Annotated in this window: 14 protein-coding genes; 6 read left to right on the plus strand and 8 right to left on the minus strand. The window is 31.0% G+C overall.

Annotated elements, in window-relative coordinates:
- Positions 1-36: 36 nt before the first annotated feature.
- A complete protein-coding gene (locus BUB70_RS06835) occupies positions 37-1,812 on the plus strand; it encodes an AMP-dependent synthetase/ligase (RefSeq protein WP_073119692.1) in 1,776 nt (591 codons plus the stop codon).
- Here the strand turns inward: BUB70_RS06835 and BUB70_RS06840 are convergent.
- A complete protein-coding gene (locus BUB70_RS06840) occupies positions 1,809-2,303 on the minus strand; it encodes a metallophosphoesterase family protein (RefSeq protein WP_073119694.1) in 495 nt (164 codons plus the stop codon). The genes BUB70_RS06835 and BUB70_RS06840 overlap by 4 nt on opposite strands.
- Before the next feature lie 110 nt (positions 2,304-2,413).
- Here BUB70_RS06840 and truA point away from each other — a divergent pair, with 110 nt between their 5' ends.
- From truA to BUB70_RS06860, 4 genes are read left to right on the plus strand one after another with little or no spacing between them, the layout of a single operon-like run.
- Positions 2,414-3,166: a tRNA pseudouridine(38-40) synthase TruA gene (gene truA, locus BUB70_RS06845; protein ID WP_073119696.1), complete on the plus strand. Its 753-nt coding sequence runs from the start codon at positions 2,414-2,416 to the stop codon at positions 3,164-3,166.
- Positions 3,153-4,925, plus strand: a complete 1,773-nt coding sequence (locus tag BUB70_RS06850) for an ABC transporter ATP-binding protein (RefSeq protein ID WP_073119698.1) — start codon at positions 3,153-3,155, stop codon at positions 4,923-4,925. The genes truA and BUB70_RS06850 overlap by 14 nt, the downstream gene beginning before the upstream one ends.
- Entirely contained in the window at positions 4,925-5,305 is a 381-nt protein-coding gene (locus BUB70_RS06855; protein WP_073119701.1) for a Rid family detoxifying hydrolase, read from the plus strand. Before BUB70_RS06850 ends, BUB70_RS06855 begins: the two co-directional genes overlap by 1 nt.
- 9 nt (positions 5,306-5,314) lie before the next feature.
- The gene (locus BUB70_RS06860) at positions 5,315-7,582 is read left to right on the plus strand and encodes a transglycosylase domain-containing protein (protein ID WP_073119703.1); all 2,268 of its coding nucleotides are present in this window, start codon (positions 5,315-5,317) and stop codon (positions 7,580-7,582) included.
- Between the two features lie 33 nt (positions 7,583-7,615).
- Here the strand turns inward: BUB70_RS06860 and BUB70_RS06865 are convergent, their stop codons facing one another.
- The 5 genes from BUB70_RS06865 to BUB70_RS06885 all read right to left on the minus strand — a co-directional run bounded on the left by BUB70_RS06865 (position 7,616) and on the right by BUB70_RS06885 (position 15,611).
- On the minus strand, positions 7,616-7,978 hold the full coding sequence (locus BUB70_RS06865; protein WP_073119705.1) for a methylglyoxal synthase: 363 nt from the start codon (positions 7,976-7,978) through the stop codon (positions 7,616-7,618).
- A 146-nt stretch (positions 7,979-8,124) separates the two neighbouring features.
- Entirely contained in the window at positions 8,125-9,120 is a 996-nt protein-coding gene (gene gap / locus BUB70_RS06870; protein ID WP_073119708.1) for a type I glyceraldehyde-3-phosphate dehydrogenase, read from the minus strand.
- A gap of 46 nt (positions 9,121-9,166) precedes the next feature.
- Positions 9,167-10,153 carry a 6-phosphofructokinase gene (gene pfkA, locus BUB70_RS06875; protein ID WP_073119710.1) on the minus strand — a complete coding sequence of 329 codons (987 nt, stop codon included), beginning with the start codon at positions 10,151-10,153 and terminating at the stop codon, positions 9,167-9,169.
- Between the two features lie 157 nt (positions 10,154-10,310).
- Positions 10,311-11,219 (minus strand): sugar phosphate nucleotidyltransferase, encoded by a 909-nt coding sequence (locus tag BUB70_RS06880; RefSeq protein ID WP_073119711.1) that lies wholly within the window; start codon positions 11,217-11,219, stop codon positions 10,311-10,313.
- Between the two features lie 51 nt (positions 11,220-11,270).
- Positions 11,271-15,611, minus strand: coding sequence for a translocation/assembly module TamB domain-containing protein (locus BUB70_RS06885; protein WP_143155257.1), 4,341 nt, complete (start codon positions 15,609-15,611; stop codon positions 11,271-11,273).
- A 105-nt stretch (positions 15,612-15,716) separates the two neighbouring features.
- Between BUB70_RS06885 and tsaD the strand changes: the two genes are divergently transcribed.
- The gene (gene tsaD / locus BUB70_RS06890) at positions 15,717-16,739 is read left to right on the plus strand and encodes a tRNA (adenosine(37)-N6)-threonylcarbamoyltransferase complex transferase subunit TsaD (RefSeq protein WP_073119716.1); all 1,023 of its coding nucleotides are present in this window, start codon (positions 15,717-15,719) and stop codon (positions 16,737-16,739) included.
- A 3-nt stretch (positions 16,740-16,742) separates the two neighbouring features.
- Here tsaD and BUB70_RS06895 read toward each other — a convergent pair whose 3' ends face one another.
- Together BUB70_RS06895 and porV are read right to left on the minus strand one after the other, a co-directional pair.
- The gene (locus tag BUB70_RS06895) at positions 16,743-17,813 is read right to left on the minus strand and encodes a 3-oxoacyl-ACP synthase III family protein (RefSeq protein WP_073119718.1); all 1,071 of its coding nucleotides are present in this window, start codon (positions 17,811-17,813) and stop codon (positions 16,743-16,745) included.
- A gap of 68 nt (positions 17,814-17,881) precedes the next feature.
- Entirely contained in the window at positions 17,882-18,976 is a 1,095-nt protein-coding gene (porV, locus tag BUB70_RS06900; RefSeq protein ID WP_073119855.1) for a type IX secretion system outer membrane channel protein PorV, read from the minus strand.
- Position 18,977: the final 1 nt, after the last annotated feature.

Raw genomic sequence — 18,977 nt, forward strand, 5'->3', positions numbered from 1 at the left:
TTTTATATCTTAAAATACCTTATTAAATTATAAATAATGCAATCTGTAACTAGGATTTTTGATTTTCCAATTTATCAGCTAGAAAGTCTACCATTAAAAAAAGCATTCACTACAAAATACAACGGTGAATGGATTTCTGTTTCTACTCAAGAATTTATTGAGCAATACAATTATGCTTCAAAAGGATTGTTAGAATTAGGTATTGAAAAAAATGACAAAATTGCCATTATTTCATCTAACAACAGAACTGAATGGAATATTTTAGACATGGCTATTCTACAAACAGGTGCTCAAAGCGTGCCTATTTATCCTACTATCTCCGCTTCTGATTATGAGTATGTTTTAAATCATTCGGAAGCCATTTACTGTTTTGTTTCTGATACTGAAGTCTTAGAAAAAGTAAACTTAATTAAAGATAAAACAGCTATTAAAGAAGTATATTCTTTTAATGAAATTGAAGGAGTCAAAAACTGGAAAGAAATCATTGAACTTGGTAAAAAATCAGACAAGGACCAATTATTAGAAGACCGAAAAAATAGTATTATAACTACTGACTTAGCTACACTTATTTATACTTCTGGAACTACTGGAAAACCTAAAGGAGTAATGTTAAGTCACCAAAACTTAGTATCAAACACTATTGACAGTTCTCCTAGAGTACCTCTTAAAAGAGGAGAAAGCAAAGCTTTGAGTTTTTTACCTGTTTGTCATGTATTTGAAAGAATGATTTTATACTTATATATATATGAAAGTATTGAAATCTACTTTGCAGAATCTATTGAGAAAGTTAGTGAAAATCTAAAAGAGGTAAAGCCAAATATTATGACTGGAGTACCTCGTTTGTATGAAAAAGTATATGATAAAATTTATGCAAAAGGTCATGAGTTATCTGGAATTAAAAAAACCTTATTTTATTGGGCGGTTGACTTAGGTTTAAAATATGAACCTTTTGGTGCCAATGGTTGGTGGTATGAATTTCAGTTAAAAATTGCTAGAAAATTAATTTTTAGCAAATGGAGAGAGGCTCTTGGTGGAAATTTAAGCACCTTGGTTTCTGGTAGTGCTGCTTTACAACCAAGATTGGCTAGAGTTTTTGCTGCTGCAGAAATGACTATTTTAGAAGGTTATGGATTAACCGAAACTTCTCCTGTAATTGCCGTTAACGACATTAAAAACAAAGCTTTTAAAATAGGAACCGTAGGAAAACCTATTGATCATGTAGAGGTAAAAATAGCAGATGATGGTGAGATTTTAGTAAAAGGTCCCAACGTAATGTTAGGTTACTATAAAGATCCAGAAAAAACAGAAAGTGTTATGACTGGTAAATATTTTCATACCGGAGATATTGGAGAGTTAGATCGTGATGGTTTCTTAAAAATTACCGATCGTAAAAAAGAAATTTTTAAAACCTCAGGTGGTAAATATATTGTCCCTACTATTTTAGAAAACAATTTAAAACAATCTAAGTTTATAGAACAAATTATGGTGATTGGCGAGGGTGAAAAAATGCCTGCAGCTCTTATTCAACTTAATTTTGATTTTATGAGAGATTGGTGTAAAATTAAGAATATACCTGATGTAGACACCAATGAAAAACTAATTCATAACCCTTTGGTTATTGACAGAATACATCAAGAAATACAAGTTTGCAATCAAAAATTTGGAAATTGGGAACAAATTAAAAGATTTGAGTTAACTCCTGATGAATGGAGTATTGATGGAGGTCATTTAACACCAACCATGAAGGTAAAACGTAAAATTGTTTTAGAAATTTATAAAGATTTATACGAAAAAATATACGGAATTCGTTAAGCACGTTTTCCTAATTCTATCACTTCTAAATTGGTAATTTCTCCTTTTACAATTTCAAAGCGCAGCATAGTCCTTACCTGATGAAATCCGTGTTTACCTGCCGCTCCTGGATTCATGTGTAACAATTGTAATTTCTGATCATATTGAACTTTTAAAATATGTGAATGCCCACTAATAAATAATTTTGGTGGGTTTTCTTTTATCATCTCTTTTATTCTTGGATTGTATTTATTTGGATAGCCACCAATATGAGTCATCCAAACATCTAATCCATCAACCACAAACCGATTGTCTAAAGGAAATTCTGCTCTTGCTTCAGTCCCATCAATATTTCCATAAACCGCTCGTAACGGTTTTATTTTTTTTATAGTATCTGTCACATCAATTTCTCCAATATCTCCAACATGCCAAACCTCATCAGCCAATTTTACATATTTTAAAATTGTTTCGTCTAAATAACTATGCGTATCAGAAAGTAATAATATTTTCATAGTTACAAAAATCGATATTTTTATTCAATTTCATCAGCATTCTTACTCTATAGTTTATGTTGATTGTAACCCCATAATTCAATACCTTTATACTCTAAAAAAACAAACAATTGAGGTACTTTGCAGAACTCTCTTATTTAGGTAAAAATTATCACGGATGGCAAATACAACCAAACGCCATTAGTGTGCAAGAAGTGGTACAAAAAAGCCTCTCTACAATACTAAGAACTCCCATAGAAGTGGTCGCTGCTGGTAGAACCGATGCAGGAGTACATGCTTCACAAATGTTTATTCATTTTGATACTGAGGTAAATATAGATTCTGAGGTGTACTGTTATAAAATGAATGCTTTGTTACCAGATGATATTGTATTTCATAAAATATTTCCAGTAAACAAAGAAGCACACACTCGTTTTGATGCTATTAAAAGGAGTTACGAATATCGAATTTTGTTAGGAAGAAGTCCTTTTACGATTGATACGGAATGGCAAATAAATCAACAATTAAATATTGATGCCATGAACCAAGCCGCTAAATATTTATTAGATTTTACTGATTTTAAATGTTTTTCTAGATCTAAAACAGATGTAAGAACTTATAATTGTGATATTACCAGAGCAGAGTTTGTAGTAAACGGAAATCAATTGGTGTTTCACATTTCTGCTGATAGATTTTTAAGAAACATGGTTCGTGCTATTGTTGGCACATTATATGCGGTTGGACTTGGCAAAATGATGCCTGAAACAATTAAAGAAATTATTAACAGTAAAGAAAGATCCAATGCGGGTGCTTCTGCCCCAGCCCATGGTCTTTTTTTAACTGAAATTATATATCCTGAAAACATTAAGAATGTCAACGAATAAAAAAATAAAAGTACTCGACGTAAATATTTTCAGTCGAATTATGAGTTATGCCATGGCATATAAAGGCTTGTTTATTTTTACAAGTATTTTCTCTATTGGTTTGGCTGGTGTTTCTGCGCTTAGACCTTATTTAATTATTAATGGAATTGACAGGTTTGTTTACACCAAAACTGAAGAAGGTTTTTTTAATTTTGTAATTCTTATTTTAATTGCACTAATTGCTGAAGTTTTACTGCAATTGTGTTTTATATATCTAGCCAATCTTTTAGGTCAGAGTGTTATTAAAGATATTAGAACAAAACTTTTTAAACATATTTTAAGATTTAACATGGCCTATTTTAACAACTCATCTGTTGGTAGAATGGTAACTAGAGTAGTTTCTGATGTAGAAACCATTGCTCAATTTTTTAGCCAAGGATTGTTTATGATTGTGAATGATATCCTTAAAATGTTTGTTATTGCTGTAGTAATGTTAGTTTTAAATTGGAAATTGGCTTTGATTGCTTTTGTAGTATTACCTGTCTTAATTTATGCGACCAAAGTTTTTCAAAAAGCTATTAAAACTGCTTTTCAAGAAGTACGTATTCAAGTAGCCAACTTAAACGGTTTTGTGCAAGAAAGAGTAACCGGAATGAAAATTGTTCATCTATTTAACAGAGAAGATATTGAATATCAGAAGTTTCAAGAAATCAATAAAAAGCACAGAACGGCACACATTAAAACGGTTTGGTATTTTTCTATTTTCTATCCAATCGCCGAAGTTTTATCCTCCATTGCAGTAGGATTAATTGTTTGGTTTGGAGGAAGAGAATTGGCAGAAAGCAACAATGTTACTGCGGGAGAAATTATTGGTTTTATTATGATGACAGAAATGCTGTTTAGACCCTTAAGACAAATTGCTGATAAATTTACCACCTTACAAATGGGGATGGTAGCAGGAGACAGAGTGTTTGAAATTATGGATACCAAAAGTCATATTGATGCACAAGGAACTTTTAAACCTAAAAACATTAAAGGGGATATTGATTTTAAAGATGTTGTTTTTAGTTATTTAAAAGATGAAAAAATACTAAAAGGAATTTCCTTTAATGTAAAACAAGGAGAAACCATTGCCATTGTTGGAGCCACTGGTGCTGGTAAATCAACAATAATAAATCTAATCAATCGTTTTTACGATATTGACAGTGGAACTATTATGATAGATGGAACTCCTATTAAAGAGTACGATTTAAACTTTTTAAGAAACGAAATTGCTATTGTTTTGCAAGATGTATTCTTGTTTTCTGATAGCATTAAAAATAACATCAGTTTACAAAAAGAAGAAATCACTTTACAAGAAATTAAGGCTGCTGCCCAACAAATAGGAATTGAAGAATTTGTAGAAAGTTTACCTGGTGGGTTTGAATACAACGTTAAAGAACGTGGTGTAATGCTTTCATCTGGACAAAGACAATTAATTGCTTTTTTAAGAGCTTATGTATCTAATCCAAGTATTTTAATTTTAGACGAAGCCACTTCTTCTATCGATTCACACTCCGAACAAATGATTCAGTTTGCCATTGATAAAATTACAGAAGGAAGAACTAGTATTGTAATTGCCCATCGTTTGGCAACTGTTAAAAATGCAGATAGAATTATTGTATTAGATCAAGGACATATAGTAGAAGAAGGAACACATCAGGAATTATTAAATACGACTGATGGATTCTATAAAAACTTATACGACAAACAATTCGCTAACCAACAAATTGCCTCATAATGAAAAAGATATTTCAAACCGTAAATGCTCCTGCACCTGTAGGTCCTTACAACCAAGCCGTAGCCATTAATGGAATTTTATATGTTTCTGGTCAAATTGCTATAGATCCTAAAACAGGAAGTTTTGTGACAGAAGATATTCAAGCGGAGACAAATCAAGTCATGAAAAATATCAAAGCTATTTTATTAGAAGCTGGTGCTACATTTGAAAATGTAGTAAAAGCTTCAATATTTTTAGCCAACATGGATGATTTTGCTGATGTAAATAAAATCTACGCAACTTATTTTAATAAAATGACAGCTCCTGCAAGAGAATGCGTAGAAGTATCCAAATTACCTAAAAATGTATCTGTTGAAATATCTGTAATCGCACATATATAAGCAACATACATGATACGTAAACTAATCATATTTATAGTTTCTAGCATTTTTTTAGGTGCCTTAGGAATCGCTGGTTTTATTGGACTTGTGTACATTGGTGCTTTTGGACCTATAGCCAATAAACAAGAATTAACAGAAATTAAACAAGCACAAGCCAGTGTGGTTTATAGTGCTGATAATAAAATTATTGGTAAATTTTTTCATACCAACAGAACTAACGTAGCATACAATAAACTACCCAAACATTTAATCGATGCTTTGGTTGCTACAGAAGATGCTCGTTTTTATGAACACAATGGTATTGACAAAATAGCCATGCTTAGGGTTTTATTTAAAACCATTTTACTAGGAGATGTTTCATCAGGTGGAGGAAGTACTATTTCACAACAACTGGCAAAAAACTTATTTTCCAGAAAAGATTTTGGAATACTTTCCATGCCTGTAAACAAAACTAAAGAAGCAATTTTAGCCAATCGATTAGAATCTATTTACACCAAACAAGAAATACTGTCTCTATATTTTAATACCGTCCCTTTTGGAGAAGGGGTTTATGGAATTGAATCTGCTTCTCAACGTTATTTTTCTGTTCCTGTAAATAAACTCAACTTAGAACAATCCGCTATTTTGGTAGGGATGTTAAAAGCCAATACTTATTATAATCCTAGACAGCATCCAGATCATGCTTTTAAAAGAAGAAATACGGTTCTTTTTCAAATGAAAAAAGCAGGTTATTTAAATGATGAAGAATATTTAGAACACAGTAAAGATTCTGTAAACATACAGTACAGCAACTTGGTGATAGAAAATCCTAATGGATACTTTTTAAAGCAAGTAAGAAATAAGGCTGATGAAGTTTTAAAAGACTTTGAAAAGAATGATGGTACTGCCTGGCAAATAGAAAATGATGGATTAATTATTGAAACTACTTTAGTATCCGCACTACAAGAAACTGCTTTAGAAACAAGAAAAGCCCATTTGATAAAATTACAAAAATCGATGGATTCTTATTGGAATATCATTAAACATAAAAAAAACATCCAAAGTACTATTCAAAGAGAATGGCAACAAACAAAAAAATACAAGCGTTATAAAAATGCTGGATTAAGCAATGCTGCGATAAAAGATAGTAGTAAGATCAAACAATCTAGGTTTGTTTTTGAATGGAAAGATAAAGACAATAATTACTCTGAACTAGATTCCATTAGTCATTACATTAAAATGCTGAATGCTGCTGTGTATGGAGTAAACACTCATAATGGAGCTGTTGAAATTTATGTAGGAGGTAATAATTTTGAGTTTTTACCTTATAATTTAATTACAAGTGAAAGACAAGTAGCTTCAACTTTTAAGCCTATTGTGTATACAGCTGCTTTAGAAGATGGACAAAAACCATGTGATTGGATTAACAACGAAGTAAAAACATACACTGATTACGATGATTGGAAACCTGAAAATTACGATCATTCCGATGGTGGATATTACAGCATGGTTGGTGCCTTAGCTAAAAGTGTAAATATACCCACCGTTGCCACTTATTTTAAAATAGGACCAGATAAGCTACAAGAAACAGCTAATTCGTTAGGTTTAGATAAAGAATTAAAAAGGGTTCCTTCTACTGCTTTAGGAACTACTAATTATTCCTTACAAAACATTGTGCATGCCTATATTCCATTTGCTACAAGAGGTTATAATGTAGAACCATATTACATCACGGCTATTAAAGATCCAAAAGGGAATATTATATATCAACATAAAGCTAATACTGAAGAAAAAGAACCTGTCTTAGAGATTAAAACCATGGAAACCATGCAACTTTTATTAAAAAGTGTGGTTGACAAAGGAACTGCTGTTAGATTAAAATCTCAATATGGAGCCAAAGGTGATTGGGCTGGAAAAACAGGAACTTCACAAGACTATAGTGACTCTTGGTTTATTGGCTTTAACTCTGATATTATTATTGGTTCATGGGTAGGTTGTAAATATCCTAGTATACATTTACCTTCTAGCATTGGTGGTGGTTCTGTAGCTGCTTTGCCAATTGTTGGAGGCATTGTTTCTAAAAACTATAAGAATACTGATATCAACCAACAATTATCTGCTGGTTTTCCAACATTTGATGAAGAAATTCTAAGCAGTTGTGATTGTGAATTCTTTAGAGAAGAGAATACTTTTGAAAAAATACTTGATATCTTTGATAAAAAGAAAAAGAAGAAAGGAAACTTTTTCACTAGACTCTTTGGAGGTAGTAAAGATGAAGAAAAAGATAGTATTGAATAATAAAAAAGCTCAGTTTAAAACTGAGCTTTTTTATTATGCTGACTTTATTAATAAACCTGCCGTTGCAGGATTGGTTGCTAAAGGCACGTTATATACATCACATAAACGCATCAACATAAAAATATCTGGTTCATGTGGATGTTTTTCTAAAGGATCTCTAAAGAAAATAACCATTCCTGTTTTACCTTCTGCAACTCTTGCTGCAATTTGAGCATCTCCTCCTAAAGGTCCAGATAAAAATCTGTGTACATTTAATCCTGCAGCTTCTACTTTTGAACCTGTAGTTCCTGTAGAAATCAAATTGATTCCTTTTGCTTTTAACAATTCTTTATGTTCCATTAAAAACTGAACCATATCAGCTTTTTTCCCATCATGAGCTATAATTGCTATTTCCATATTTTTTTAATTTATACTTGCAATATATTAATTTCTGCAAAAAAAATCTCTACTAAATTTCAGCGATAAAACTGTCATAAATCACCTCATAAAAAAACCTCGAATCAGTAAAGAAACGAGGCTTTTATATAATGTAACTCTAATGCTTATAAAGAAGCAGAATATTCAATTAAGTCAACAATTTTAGTAGAATAACCAATTTCGTTATCATACCAAGAAACAACTTTTACGAAGTTGTCATTTAAAGCAATACCAGCTGATGCATCAAATACAGAAGTACGAGTATCACCTACGAAATCTTGAGAAACTACTGCATCTTCAGTGTATCCTAAAACTCCAGCCATATCTCCTTCAGAAGCAGCTTTCATTGCAGCACAAATTTCAGCATAAGTTGCAGGCTTTTCTAACTTTACAGTTAAATCAACAACAGAAACATCCATAGTAGGAACACGGAATGCCATACCAGTTAATTTTCCGTTTAATGCAGGAATTACTTTTCCTACTGCTTTAGCAGCACCTGTAGAAGAAGGAATGATGTTGTGAATTGCAGAACGTCCACCTCTCCAGTCTTTCATAGAAGGACCATCAACAGTTTTTTGAGTTGCAGTTGCAGCGTGTACAGTTGTCATTAACCCTTCTGAAATTCCCCAGTTATCGTTTAATACTTTAGCGATAGGAGATAAACAGTTAGTAGTACAAGAAGCGTTAGAGAAAATAGTCTCATCTGCTTTTAATTCAGTGTTGTTAACACCCATTACAAACATTGGTGCATCTGGAGATGGTGCAGATAAAACAACTTTTTTAGCTCCTGCATCTAAGTGACCTTGTGCTTTTTCTTTAGTTAAAAAGAACCCTGTAGATTCAATAACATAATCAGCTCCAATTTCATCCCACTTTAAGTCAGCTGGATTACGCTCAGCAGTAATTCTGATTGTATTTCCGTTTACAACTAAAGCTCCATCAACAACCTCAACAGTTCCTTTGAATTCTCCGTGAACTGAATCATACTTTAACATGTAAGCTAAATATTCAACATCTAATAAATCGTTGATACCAACAACTTGTACGTTTTCTCTTGCTACTGCAGATCTGAATGCAAATCTACCAATTCTACCAAATCCGTTAATTCCGATTTTTACCATGATAATTTAATTATATATTTAATTAATTTGTTTACTTATTTTATTTTTAGATACTTAATATATCAGCCACTCTTAACAAGTCCATGTTAATGTCGTGGTGTAATTTTACTGCTTTTTCTAAATTGATAGCAGTAATTTCGTTGTTGTTAATACCTACCATTAGGTTTGATTGTCCTCCTAATAATAAGTCTACTGCTTTTACTCCTAATCTACCTGCCAATACTCTATCGAAACACGATGGAGATCCTCCTCTTTGCATGTGACCTAACACAGACACTCGGACATCGTACTCTGGCATATTTTTTTCTACGAAGTCTTTTAATTCAAAAACTCCTTTTCCTGTCTTATCCCCTTCTGCAACAACAACAATACTTGATGTTTTTCCTGATTTTTTACTATTCTCTAAAGACTCTACCAATCTTTCAATTCCTAAGTTCTCTTCAGGAATTAAAATTTCTTCAGCTCCAGCTCCAATACCTGCATTTAGTGCAATAAATCCAGCATCACGTCCCATTACTTCAACAAAAAACAATCTGTTATGAGAAGATGCAGTGTCTCTAATTTTATCAATTGCTTCTACAACTGTGTTTAAGGCAGTATCATAACCTAGTGTAAATTGAGTTCCGTAAATATCATTATCTATAGTACCAGGAATTCCTATTACAGGAACTTTAAATTCTTTATTAAAAATCATTCCTCCTGTAAAAGAACCATCACCTCCAATAACAATTAATGCATCTAATCCATTTGCTTTAAAATTCTCATAAGCTTTCTTTCTACCTTCAGGTGTTCTAAAGGCTTCGGAACGTGCTGTTTGAAGGAAAGTACCTCCTCTACTAATAGTATTTCTAACACTTCTAGAGTCTAAAGGGATTAATTCGTTATCTATCAAACCTTGGTAGCCTCTTAAAACTCCCATACATTCTATATTATTAAATACACAGGCTCTTACAACAGCTCTTACCGCAGCATTCATACCTGGAGCATCTCCTCCAGAAGTCATCACGGCTATTTTACTTACTTTAGTACTCATACTTATATTTTATAATGTATAAAAGTAGTCATTATTCAGACTTGAAATAACCTTGTATAAATTTAAATACGAAAACGATATAGAGCATTTTCGTGATTTTAAAGTTAAAAAAGTCTTTTTAATGGCTACTCCTTTTATATTAAATAATTCTTAATTTCTAATCCCAAAGATATTTAGGATACACTCCTTTTTGTTTTAATTCTGTAATGGCCTTGGTTACGACAGGCTTATCTTCTGTATAAGTGACACCATACCATTTTGCATCAGAAGTTAATACTTTTACAACTCCTTTATTGGCATGTATTACATTGCTAACTACGGTTGGAATAAAGAATTCACTTTTCAACTCTGTAGATCTTTCCTTCATAAAAACTTCGAAATCTTGTTCTAGGACTTCAAGAAATTTTGGTGTGAATCCCCAAAAATTCATAGAAACAATGGTATCATTATTCATAATTACTGAATTCCCTTCATCATCTTTTCTAATAATATCATCTCCAATCTTCTCTATATGAGTTCTTTCAATTACATCTGTTAATTCATGATTCTCATTTACATAACATTGCCCTCTAGAAACATATCCATTGTCTGATATTGTTTTGTCTAAACTATATCCAACCATACACATATTATATGAATTTTTATCTAAATCGGATAATTCTCTTATAATACTTTTAAAGGCTTGTCTACTATAAAAATCATCACCATTAATAACAATAAAATTATCATTAACTACATCTTTGGTCATTAACAAGGCATGTCCCGTACCCCATGGTTTTGTTCTTTCTGGGTGAATTGGGTAACCTGAAGGTATCTTATGTATTTCTTGACACACATATGCCACTTCTATTTTTCCTGCTAATTTTTTATCAAAAATAGCTTTAAACTGATCTATAAAATCTTCTCTTACTATAAACACTACTTTTTTAAAACCAGCCTCTATAGCGTCATAAATAGAGAAATCTATAATGGTATCTCCTTCATCAGACATGGTATCCATTTGCTTCAATCCACCATAACGACTTCCCATTCCGGCAGCTAGTACTACCAAAGTATATGTATTCATTTTTTTGAGTTAAGTTGGTTAAGTTTTATTAGGTCGATAAAAATATGACTTTTATAGTAAATCTGGCAGTATATAGAACAATTTATCATCAGTAATTTCAAATTCTTCTTCTTTTTTTATCTTTTCTTTCTTCTTTTCTTTAAGACCAATTTTTTGTAGCATTTCTGTTAAATTATTAAAATCTATTTGGTAACTTAATCCTATCCCTTGTGTATAACCTTGTTCTTCTTCTGAGTATTGAATTTCATTTTGTCTATTAAAAACCGAGGAGCGTAAAGAACCATCTTTATTAATCAAAAATTCTATTTTTACTTCTCCTACAACTGCTGTTTGAGTTTTAGTACCTACTGGCACTCCTAACTTTCCGTTGATTAAAACCCTATCATTAATTTCTGTAGCCACCCCAATATCTATTTGATCATCTATCGCCAAATCCTCTACATTAGAAGCTTCACCTGAGGTATATCCAAAATTAATATGAAACTTATCTTCTTCTTTGTTAAAAATTTGAGTTACCGCATTTGATATAATTTCAGAAGTTGTATTAGTTATTACAGAACTTGTATTGTTGATATTGTTTTCATCATAAAAATTCTTAGTTACTAAAAGTGAGAAAAACTGTCTCATCTTAGAATTTTCATCAATATTTAACTTAAAATCTAACTCCGAAGAAACCGTTGAACTTGCATTTGGAATGGTAATGATAAATTCTTGATTGGAATTAAATAATTCTCCTGTAACCTTCGTAATTAAATCAACATCTATTTTACGGTTTACTGTTAAACTTTCTAAAAGCACTTTGGGATTTGCTTTTACATGATGGATGGCTTCAATGTTTAATTCCGCTTTAAATGGATCTCCATTCCACGAAACGGTTCCTCCTTTTTTTACCACAAAAGGTTTGTTTACAAAACCTCCATATCTAAAGTTATAGAGACCTTCATCAACCACCAAGTCTCCATACATTCTAATATTAAATAGTTTATCTATATCAATCAATAATCTACCATCTGTTCTACCTTGTAGCGAACTTCCTGACGCTTGATCAATTACAACTTCTCCTAAAGCATCTTTGGTAATATCTAAATTTAAAGTAACCGTAATTCCTCCTATAGTACCTGTATTGACTATTTCCGAATCTTCATCTGTTTCAGATTCTTTAAAGTAAATAAATCTATTACTTTCAACCTGCTTTATATCGCTAATAGGAAGCACAAATTTTGTATTTGGTAAAGTGGTTCCTGACACATTAATTGCTAAATCTGTAGTAGGTCCAACAATAGTTGCAAAACCATCCATAAAAGCAGTTCCGTAATATTTAGAATCTTCTTCTTGTTCAGTATTTAACACCAATAAATTCTTACTATCTATTTTTAAATCAAGATTCCAATTATTGTATTTATCATAATTAATTTCTCCATCTAAAGTACCATTAGTTCCATAAATGACATCTTTAAGCAAGATTTTATCGAAGATGAATTTCTTTCCATCAATTTTTATTTTAGTATCTCCTACAAAATTATAATCAACATTTAAATAAGGAAATTTTAACCCTGCATCTTTTAGTTCTATAGTTCCATAATTGTTAAAATCGTTTAGACTTCCCGAAATAGTAAAATCACCCTTGGCTTTTCCTCTAATAGCAGAAAGAACGTTTCTACCTAAAGGACTTAAAGAGCCTAGTCTTAAATTATTTAAAGTTCCTTTTAGGTTTATTTTAGAATCTCCAAAGTTGTTTTCATTTACAATAATTTCACCAATAGCATCAATGTTCTGAGTGTCATTATTGGTTATATTAAAATTTAAATTATATCCCAATTTTTTATCGTTGGGGTCAATACTTGTAACCATGTTTCCATAATCAATCCCATTGATTCTTAATTTTTCTACTTTTAAAGATCCATTGGGTTTTAATAAAGTATTCTTTTCTTTAAAAAATACTTCACCACTAGCAATTCCACCAATATTTAAACTATCAACACTTGGAAGGTTTTCTGCTAAATTGATATTATTTAAGGTTAATTTTAAATTTTTGGAATGATCTTTTTTTACAGTTCCATCAAATTCAAACTCCTGTTCTCCATTAGCAAAAGAAATTTCATGAAACGCCCAATCTCCTGTTTCGTAATTATAGCGAATTTTGTTTTGTTTGTTTTCTAAGTTTACCCACAAAGATTTTAAATACTTAAAATAGACACTTTCAATTCCTAAAGAAACCAATTTGTCTTCAGTAGTTAAATAAAAAACAGCACGGTTATTAATTTTATCACTTTGAAAGTTAGACCTAACAAATAGCGTATCGTTTACTTTTTTACCTAAAAGAGATAAATCTTCGTAAACCTGTTTTTTGAATTTGAATTTCTGAATAGAAATATTAGAATTAATCCATTGATTAGAGTTGTCCAAAGTAACTTCAAGATTCTCTACCTTTAAATCTTTGGAACTAATAGTTGGTACTTTAGCGTAAATAGCCCCTTTATCACCTTTAGCATCTAACACCCCTGACATAATTAAATTCTTATCCAACCAAAACTGATCTGTAAAAACCTTTACAATAGTTGGATAAACTTGCATTTTAAACACAAGTGTTTGGTTGGCTATTTCTGACCTAATTAATGTTCCTGGAATAAATTTGTACAATGCATTCTCTGCTAATACCTTTAAATCCTCAAAGTTAAATTCTCCTTCACCTTCCATACTCAAAATATCTTTTGATTCTATGAGTATGTTTTTATTCTTTCCTTTAGACTGTAATGATACTCTCATGTCGCTTAAATTAAGTGAATCTTTTGGAGTCTCTACATACAACCCTGAAATCAACCCATCCAAAGAAAATTCATTGGGTTTATTAATTAATTTAAGTCTACCAGAACCTGTTACATTTTTTTGATAATAATTCCCTTCTGGAAAAAGATCATTTATTCTAGCTTTTGTAACGTCTAAATCAAAATTATATTCTTCTTTTTTATTGATTTTATTTTGAGTGATTTTGGTTTTAAAAGTTAACAAGGTATCTTTTGATTCAAAATCTGCTATAAATGAGTTTTTATCTATCTGAAAATCGATATTAGATTTAGATAATTTTATTTTTTTATACGTCAAATTCTTAAAATCTAATTTTGCGTTTACATCAAGATTTTTTTGACTTATATTCCCTTTTATTTTTCCTTTGAATTTAATGTTTTTAAGTCCTTTAATTTGATTTAATTCTGGAACAAAACCATTAGAAACCCACACTTCTAAATTTTTATCAGGAGTATCAAGTTTATTGATAAAACCATCTAATTCTACATTTCCAATATTGGTTTTGGCTGTTCCTTTAACAATTAATTTTTGTAAGCTCACCTCTAAATCACCCAAGAAATTTAATTTATTAATCCCTATATAATCATCAGGTAAACTCTTGTTGTAAAGATTAGGAACAATTTTTTTTAAATATTCTGGAACCAAATTAACATTCCCATTTTTGATTCTAAACCTTAAATCGTCTCTATTATCAATACTGTTTTTTAAAAACAAATCTCCTTCTAAAATTAAAGACTCATTTCTAGAAACCATTTTAGCATTAGTCAATCTCAAATTGTTTAGGGTACCATTCACTTTTGAACTAATCCCTAATTTTTCATAACTATCAAAATGAGGATAAATTTTATCAATATCTTCTAAAGAAACCTCTCCACGATGAACAGCTCCTTTTAAATTTACTTTTGATACAAAATCTGAAAAGTCAGATGGAGTATAATTAAAAACTACATCTAAATATAGATCTGAATGATCTGTAAGAATATGAGTTTTATTAAAACTCATTTCTGATAAAGAATATTTAAAATCAGTTTCTAGTTTTTGGTATTTAATTTTATAAACATCTTCAAAACTCAACGAATCTGTTAAAACCTCAACTTCTGGTCCATTAATCACAAGTGTTTTTAAATGTCCCGAAACTTTATTAAAATCAACAACATATTCATTGTTTTTAGTTAAAGAATATCCAAGGTTAGATACTAACGCTTCTTTAAACTTTATTTCTAACGGTTTTTTATTGCTTTTTTTCTTTCCAAATTTTGAAGAGAAAATAGTTAAACTTCCCGACTCCTCTCCAGGATAAATGATATCATTTACCCCACCATTACTAACCTTAACATCAGCAAATGATAAAACTTTGTTTTTAAGTTTGTGCAAATCAACCAATCTTCCTTTTGCATCTTCCGCAAAAATAAGGGTATCTTGATGGTGGTCTTTAATCAATACATTATGTATTTCAAACTCTCCAAAAGGATTAACTTTAATAGCATCTACATGAAAAGAAACATCAAAATCATCTTCTAAATACTTAAATATACGTTCAGTAATTAATAGTTGTGTTTCCCCAAATTGCAAGGAAATAACTAGCAAAAGTAGTAGTGCAACTACTGCAAGTAAAAATCGACCGAGTATTTTTATTATTGTTTTTATAAACGCTAAATTTGTGCCACTAAATTAGTTAATTAAACTGTAATTATGCTTGATAAAACCTACATCTTAGCAATAGAATCTTCTTGCGATGACACCAGTGCTTCTGTTATATGTAACGAACAAGTTCTTTCTAATATTGTAGCCAATCAAGAGGTGCATTCAAAATATGGCGGAGTGGTTCCTGAGTTGGCCTCAAGAGCCCATCAACAAAATATTTTACCTGTAATAGAAACAGCTTTAAAAGAAGCAAATATAACCAAAGAACAATTAAATGCTATTGCCTTTACACAGGGACCTGGATTAATGGGATCTTTATTGGTGGGAACTTCTTTTGCTAAATCTATGGCTTTAGCTTTAGAAATTCCTTTAATTGCTATCAACCATATGCAAGCTCATATTCTTGCACATTTTATTGATGATGCTAATGATCAAAAACCTACATTTCCATTTTTGTGTTTAACCATTAGTGGTGGACATACTCAAATTGTTAAAATCAATGATTATTTTAACATGGAGATTTTAGGAGAAACTATTGATGATGCCGTTGGAGAAGCTTACGATAAAACTGCAAAAATTTTAGGATTGCCATATCCTGGAGGTCCTTTAATAGATAAATATGCTCAAACGGGGGAAGCTGTATATCAATTTTCTAAACCCAAAGTAAAAGAACACCATTTTAGTTTTAGTGGATTAAAAACAGGGATTTTATATTTTATTCAAAAAGAAGTAAAAAAGAATCCCAATTTTATAGAAGAAAATCTAGAAAACATATGTACCAGTGTTCAAAACACCATTGCAGAAATTTTAATGGATAAAATTAAAAAAGCTGTAAAAGAAACAGGAATCAAACAAATTGCCATTGCTGGAGGTGTTTCTGCAAATTCCGAAATAAGAAAACGTCTTAGAGCTGCTCAAAAACATTTCGGTTGGACTTCTTACATTCCTAAATTTGAATATACTACAGACAATGCTGCTATGATTGCTGTGACTGCTTATCAAAAATACAGACTAGGTTTGTTTGATGATCAAAGTATTACAGCCAATCCTAGATTAAAAGTAAACTCTTAATTTTTATAGCTTATAAGTAATTGCATTGATATTCATTCCAGCTCCTACAGATGCAAAAATAACAACATCATCTTTTACTATAGTATGATCTTTTACTTGATTATTTAAAACCATATCATACAAAATAGGAACAGTTGCAACAGAATTATTACCAAGTTTTTGGATAGACATAGGCATTACATTCTTTTTAACAGGTTTTCTGTAAAGTCTGTACAATCTTTTTACAATAGCCTCATCCATTTTTTCATTAGCTTGATGTAAAAATATTTGGTTGATATCATCAATATCTAAATTTCTTTTGTCCATAGCAGCTTTAATAGCCGCAGGAACATTTACCAAAGCAAATTCATATATTTTACGACCTAACATTTTGATATAATTAATGTCTTGATCATTTTCTTTGTTATAAGTAGCTCCAGAATATAAATACCCAGCTTCTTCAATTGCGTATGTTTGTGCTGCCGTACTTAAAATTCCTCTTTCTTTATCTTCATTTGCTAGCTCTATGATAGTTGCTCCTGCTCCATCAGAAAAAATCATACTATCCCTATCGCTTTTATCAACCACTCTTGATAAAGTTTCTGCTCCAATAATCAATGCTTTTTTAGCATCACCTGCCTTAATAGCTTGGTTGGCTTGAATCATAGCTTGAACCCAACCAGGACAACCAAATAAAATATCATAAGCGACACAATTAGGATTTTGAATTCCTAATTTGTTCTTTACTCTAGTGGCAATACTTGGTAAGAAATCTCCTTGGATACTTCCTTTTTTTACATCTCCAAAATTATGAGCCACAATAATTAAATCTAACTCTTCTTTATTGATATTTGCAGCTTTAATGGCTTTTAAAGAAGCTTCTGATGCTAAATCGGAGGTATTAATATTATCTTCAGCATATCTTCTTTCTTCAATTCCTGTAATAGCTTGAAACTTTTCAATAATTTCATCATTCTCTTTTTCAAATAAAGTTCCGTCTTCATTTAAAAAAACATGATTATTAAAATCGTTATTCTTTACTATTTTATTAGGAATGGCACTACCTGTACCTGTAATGATTACATTTTTATACATACGCTATAAATATCAAAAAACCGGCATTATAAAATAACGCCGGTTCAAATGTAAATATATTTTTATGATTAGTACTCGTAAATATCTCCTAAATCAAAAGATATAGAGAATCTAAGTGTATTTTCTAGTGGATTGTTTACTACAGCATTACTTGCCAAGTAAGAAAGATCAACATTAAAAGAACTTGCTTTAAACCCTGCTCCTAGCGTAAAAAAGTTTCTATTTCCTTTGTTTTCGTTTTCTTTAAAATATCCCGCTCTAAAAGCAAAAGCATTGTTGTATAAATACTCTGCTCCAATACCAATAGTTACTTCTTGTAATTCTTCTTTAAATCCTCCTGGTGCATCAGAAAAAGACCCAAACATTCCTTGTAAAAAGTTTTGGTCTTCACCTCCAACTGCAGGAACTAAAAGTTTGGTAAATTCTAAAGTTACTCCTAATTGATTATAATCATCAACAATAAAATCAAAACCACCACCTAATTTTAAATTGGTTGGCAAAAATCCTTCTCCAGATAAAACAGTCACTTTAGGTCCAACATTACTAATGTTAAAACCTGCTCTGGCAACTCCATTAAATCCATCAAAAGCCATTTCATTTGACATATAGTACCCTGAAATATCTACTGCAAAAGCATTGGTTGGTTCATTATCATTAAGGTTTGTTCCAGAAATAGTTAAGTCAGAACGAATATATCTTAAGGCAACAGCCATAGAATAGTTATTACTTAATTTTAAAGAATAAGCTCCGTCAATAGCCAATTCATATGGTGATGCAGTTGTAGATGAAGTCGTAGATCCATCATTAATTTGTACTTCTCCATAATTAAAATATTTAATTCCTCCTCCAAAAGCACTTCTTTCATCTATTCTTTGTTGATAACTTAAATTTCCAACATAAATATCATCCGTTAAATTTCTTAACCAAGGGGTATAGTTTAGAGCTACTGTAACTTCTTTTTTGTGAAAGACCATTTTAGCGGCGTTGTGATAAATTGCATTTCCATCGGCTGCACTAGCAACTCCAACATCCCCCATACCTGCTGCTCTTGCGTCTGTAACAATATTTAAAAATGGTGCTACAGTTGTAATTGTGTTGTTCTGAGCATACATCTGAAACCCCAAAACGGCTAACAGCAAAGTAAAGTGATTCTTAAGCTTCATA

It is taken from the genome of Wenyingzhuangia marina, from assembly GCF_900130035.1.
GTDB classification, from domain to species: domain Bacteria; phylum Bacteroidota; class Bacteroidia; order Flavobacteriales; family Flavobacteriaceae; genus Wenyingzhuangia; species Wenyingzhuangia marina.

What these genes read in the sequence shown, in the direction of transcription:
- BUB70_RS06855 (WP_073119701.1), top strand. Translation starts at nt 4,925, where the DNA reads ATGAAAAAGATATTTCAAACCGTAAATGCTCCTGCACCTGTAGGTCCT.
- porV (WP_073119855.1), bottom strand. Translation starts at nt 18,976, where the DNA reads ATGAAGCTTAAGAATCACTTTACTTTGCTGTTAGCCGTTTTGGGGTTT.
- pfkA (WP_073119710.1), bottom strand. Translation starts at nt 10,153, where the DNA reads ATGAGTACTAAAGTAAGTAAAATAGCCGTGATGACTTCTGGAGGAGAT.
- BUB70_RS06860 (WP_073119703.1), top strand. Translation starts at nt 5,315, where the DNA reads ATGATACGTAAACTAATCATATTTATAGTTTCTAGCATTTTTTTAGGT.
- BUB70_RS06880 (WP_073119711.1), bottom strand. Translation starts at nt 11,219, where the DNA reads ATGAATACATATACTTTGGTAGTACTAGCTGCCGGAATGGGAAGTCGT.
- BUB70_RS06850 (WP_073119698.1), top strand. Translation starts at nt 3,153, where the DNA reads ATGTCAACGAATAAAAAAATAAAAGTACTCGACGTAAATATTTTCAGT.
- BUB70_RS06840 (WP_073119694.1), bottom strand. Translation starts at nt 2,303, where the DNA reads ATGAAAATATTATTACTTTCTGATACGCATAGTTATTTAGACGAAACA.
- BUB70_RS06865 (WP_073119705.1), bottom strand. Translation starts at nt 7,978, where the DNA reads ATGGAAATAGCAATTATAGCTCATGATGGGAAAAAAGCTGATATGGTT.
- BUB70_RS06835 (WP_073119692.1), top strand. Translation starts at nt 37, where the DNA reads ATGCAATCTGTAACTAGGATTTTTGATTTTCCAATTTATCAGCTAGAA.
- gap (WP_073119708.1), bottom strand. Translation starts at nt 9,120, where the DNA reads ATGGTAAAAATCGGAATTAACGGATTTGGTAGAATTGGTAGATTTGCA.
- tsaD (WP_073119716.1), top strand. Translation starts at nt 15,717, where the DNA reads ATGCTTGATAAAACCTACATCTTAGCAATAGAATCTTCTTGCGATGAC.
- BUB70_RS06895 (WP_073119718.1), bottom strand. Translation starts at nt 17,813, where the DNA reads ATGTATAAAAATGTAATCATTACAGGTACAGGTAGTGCCATTCCTAAT.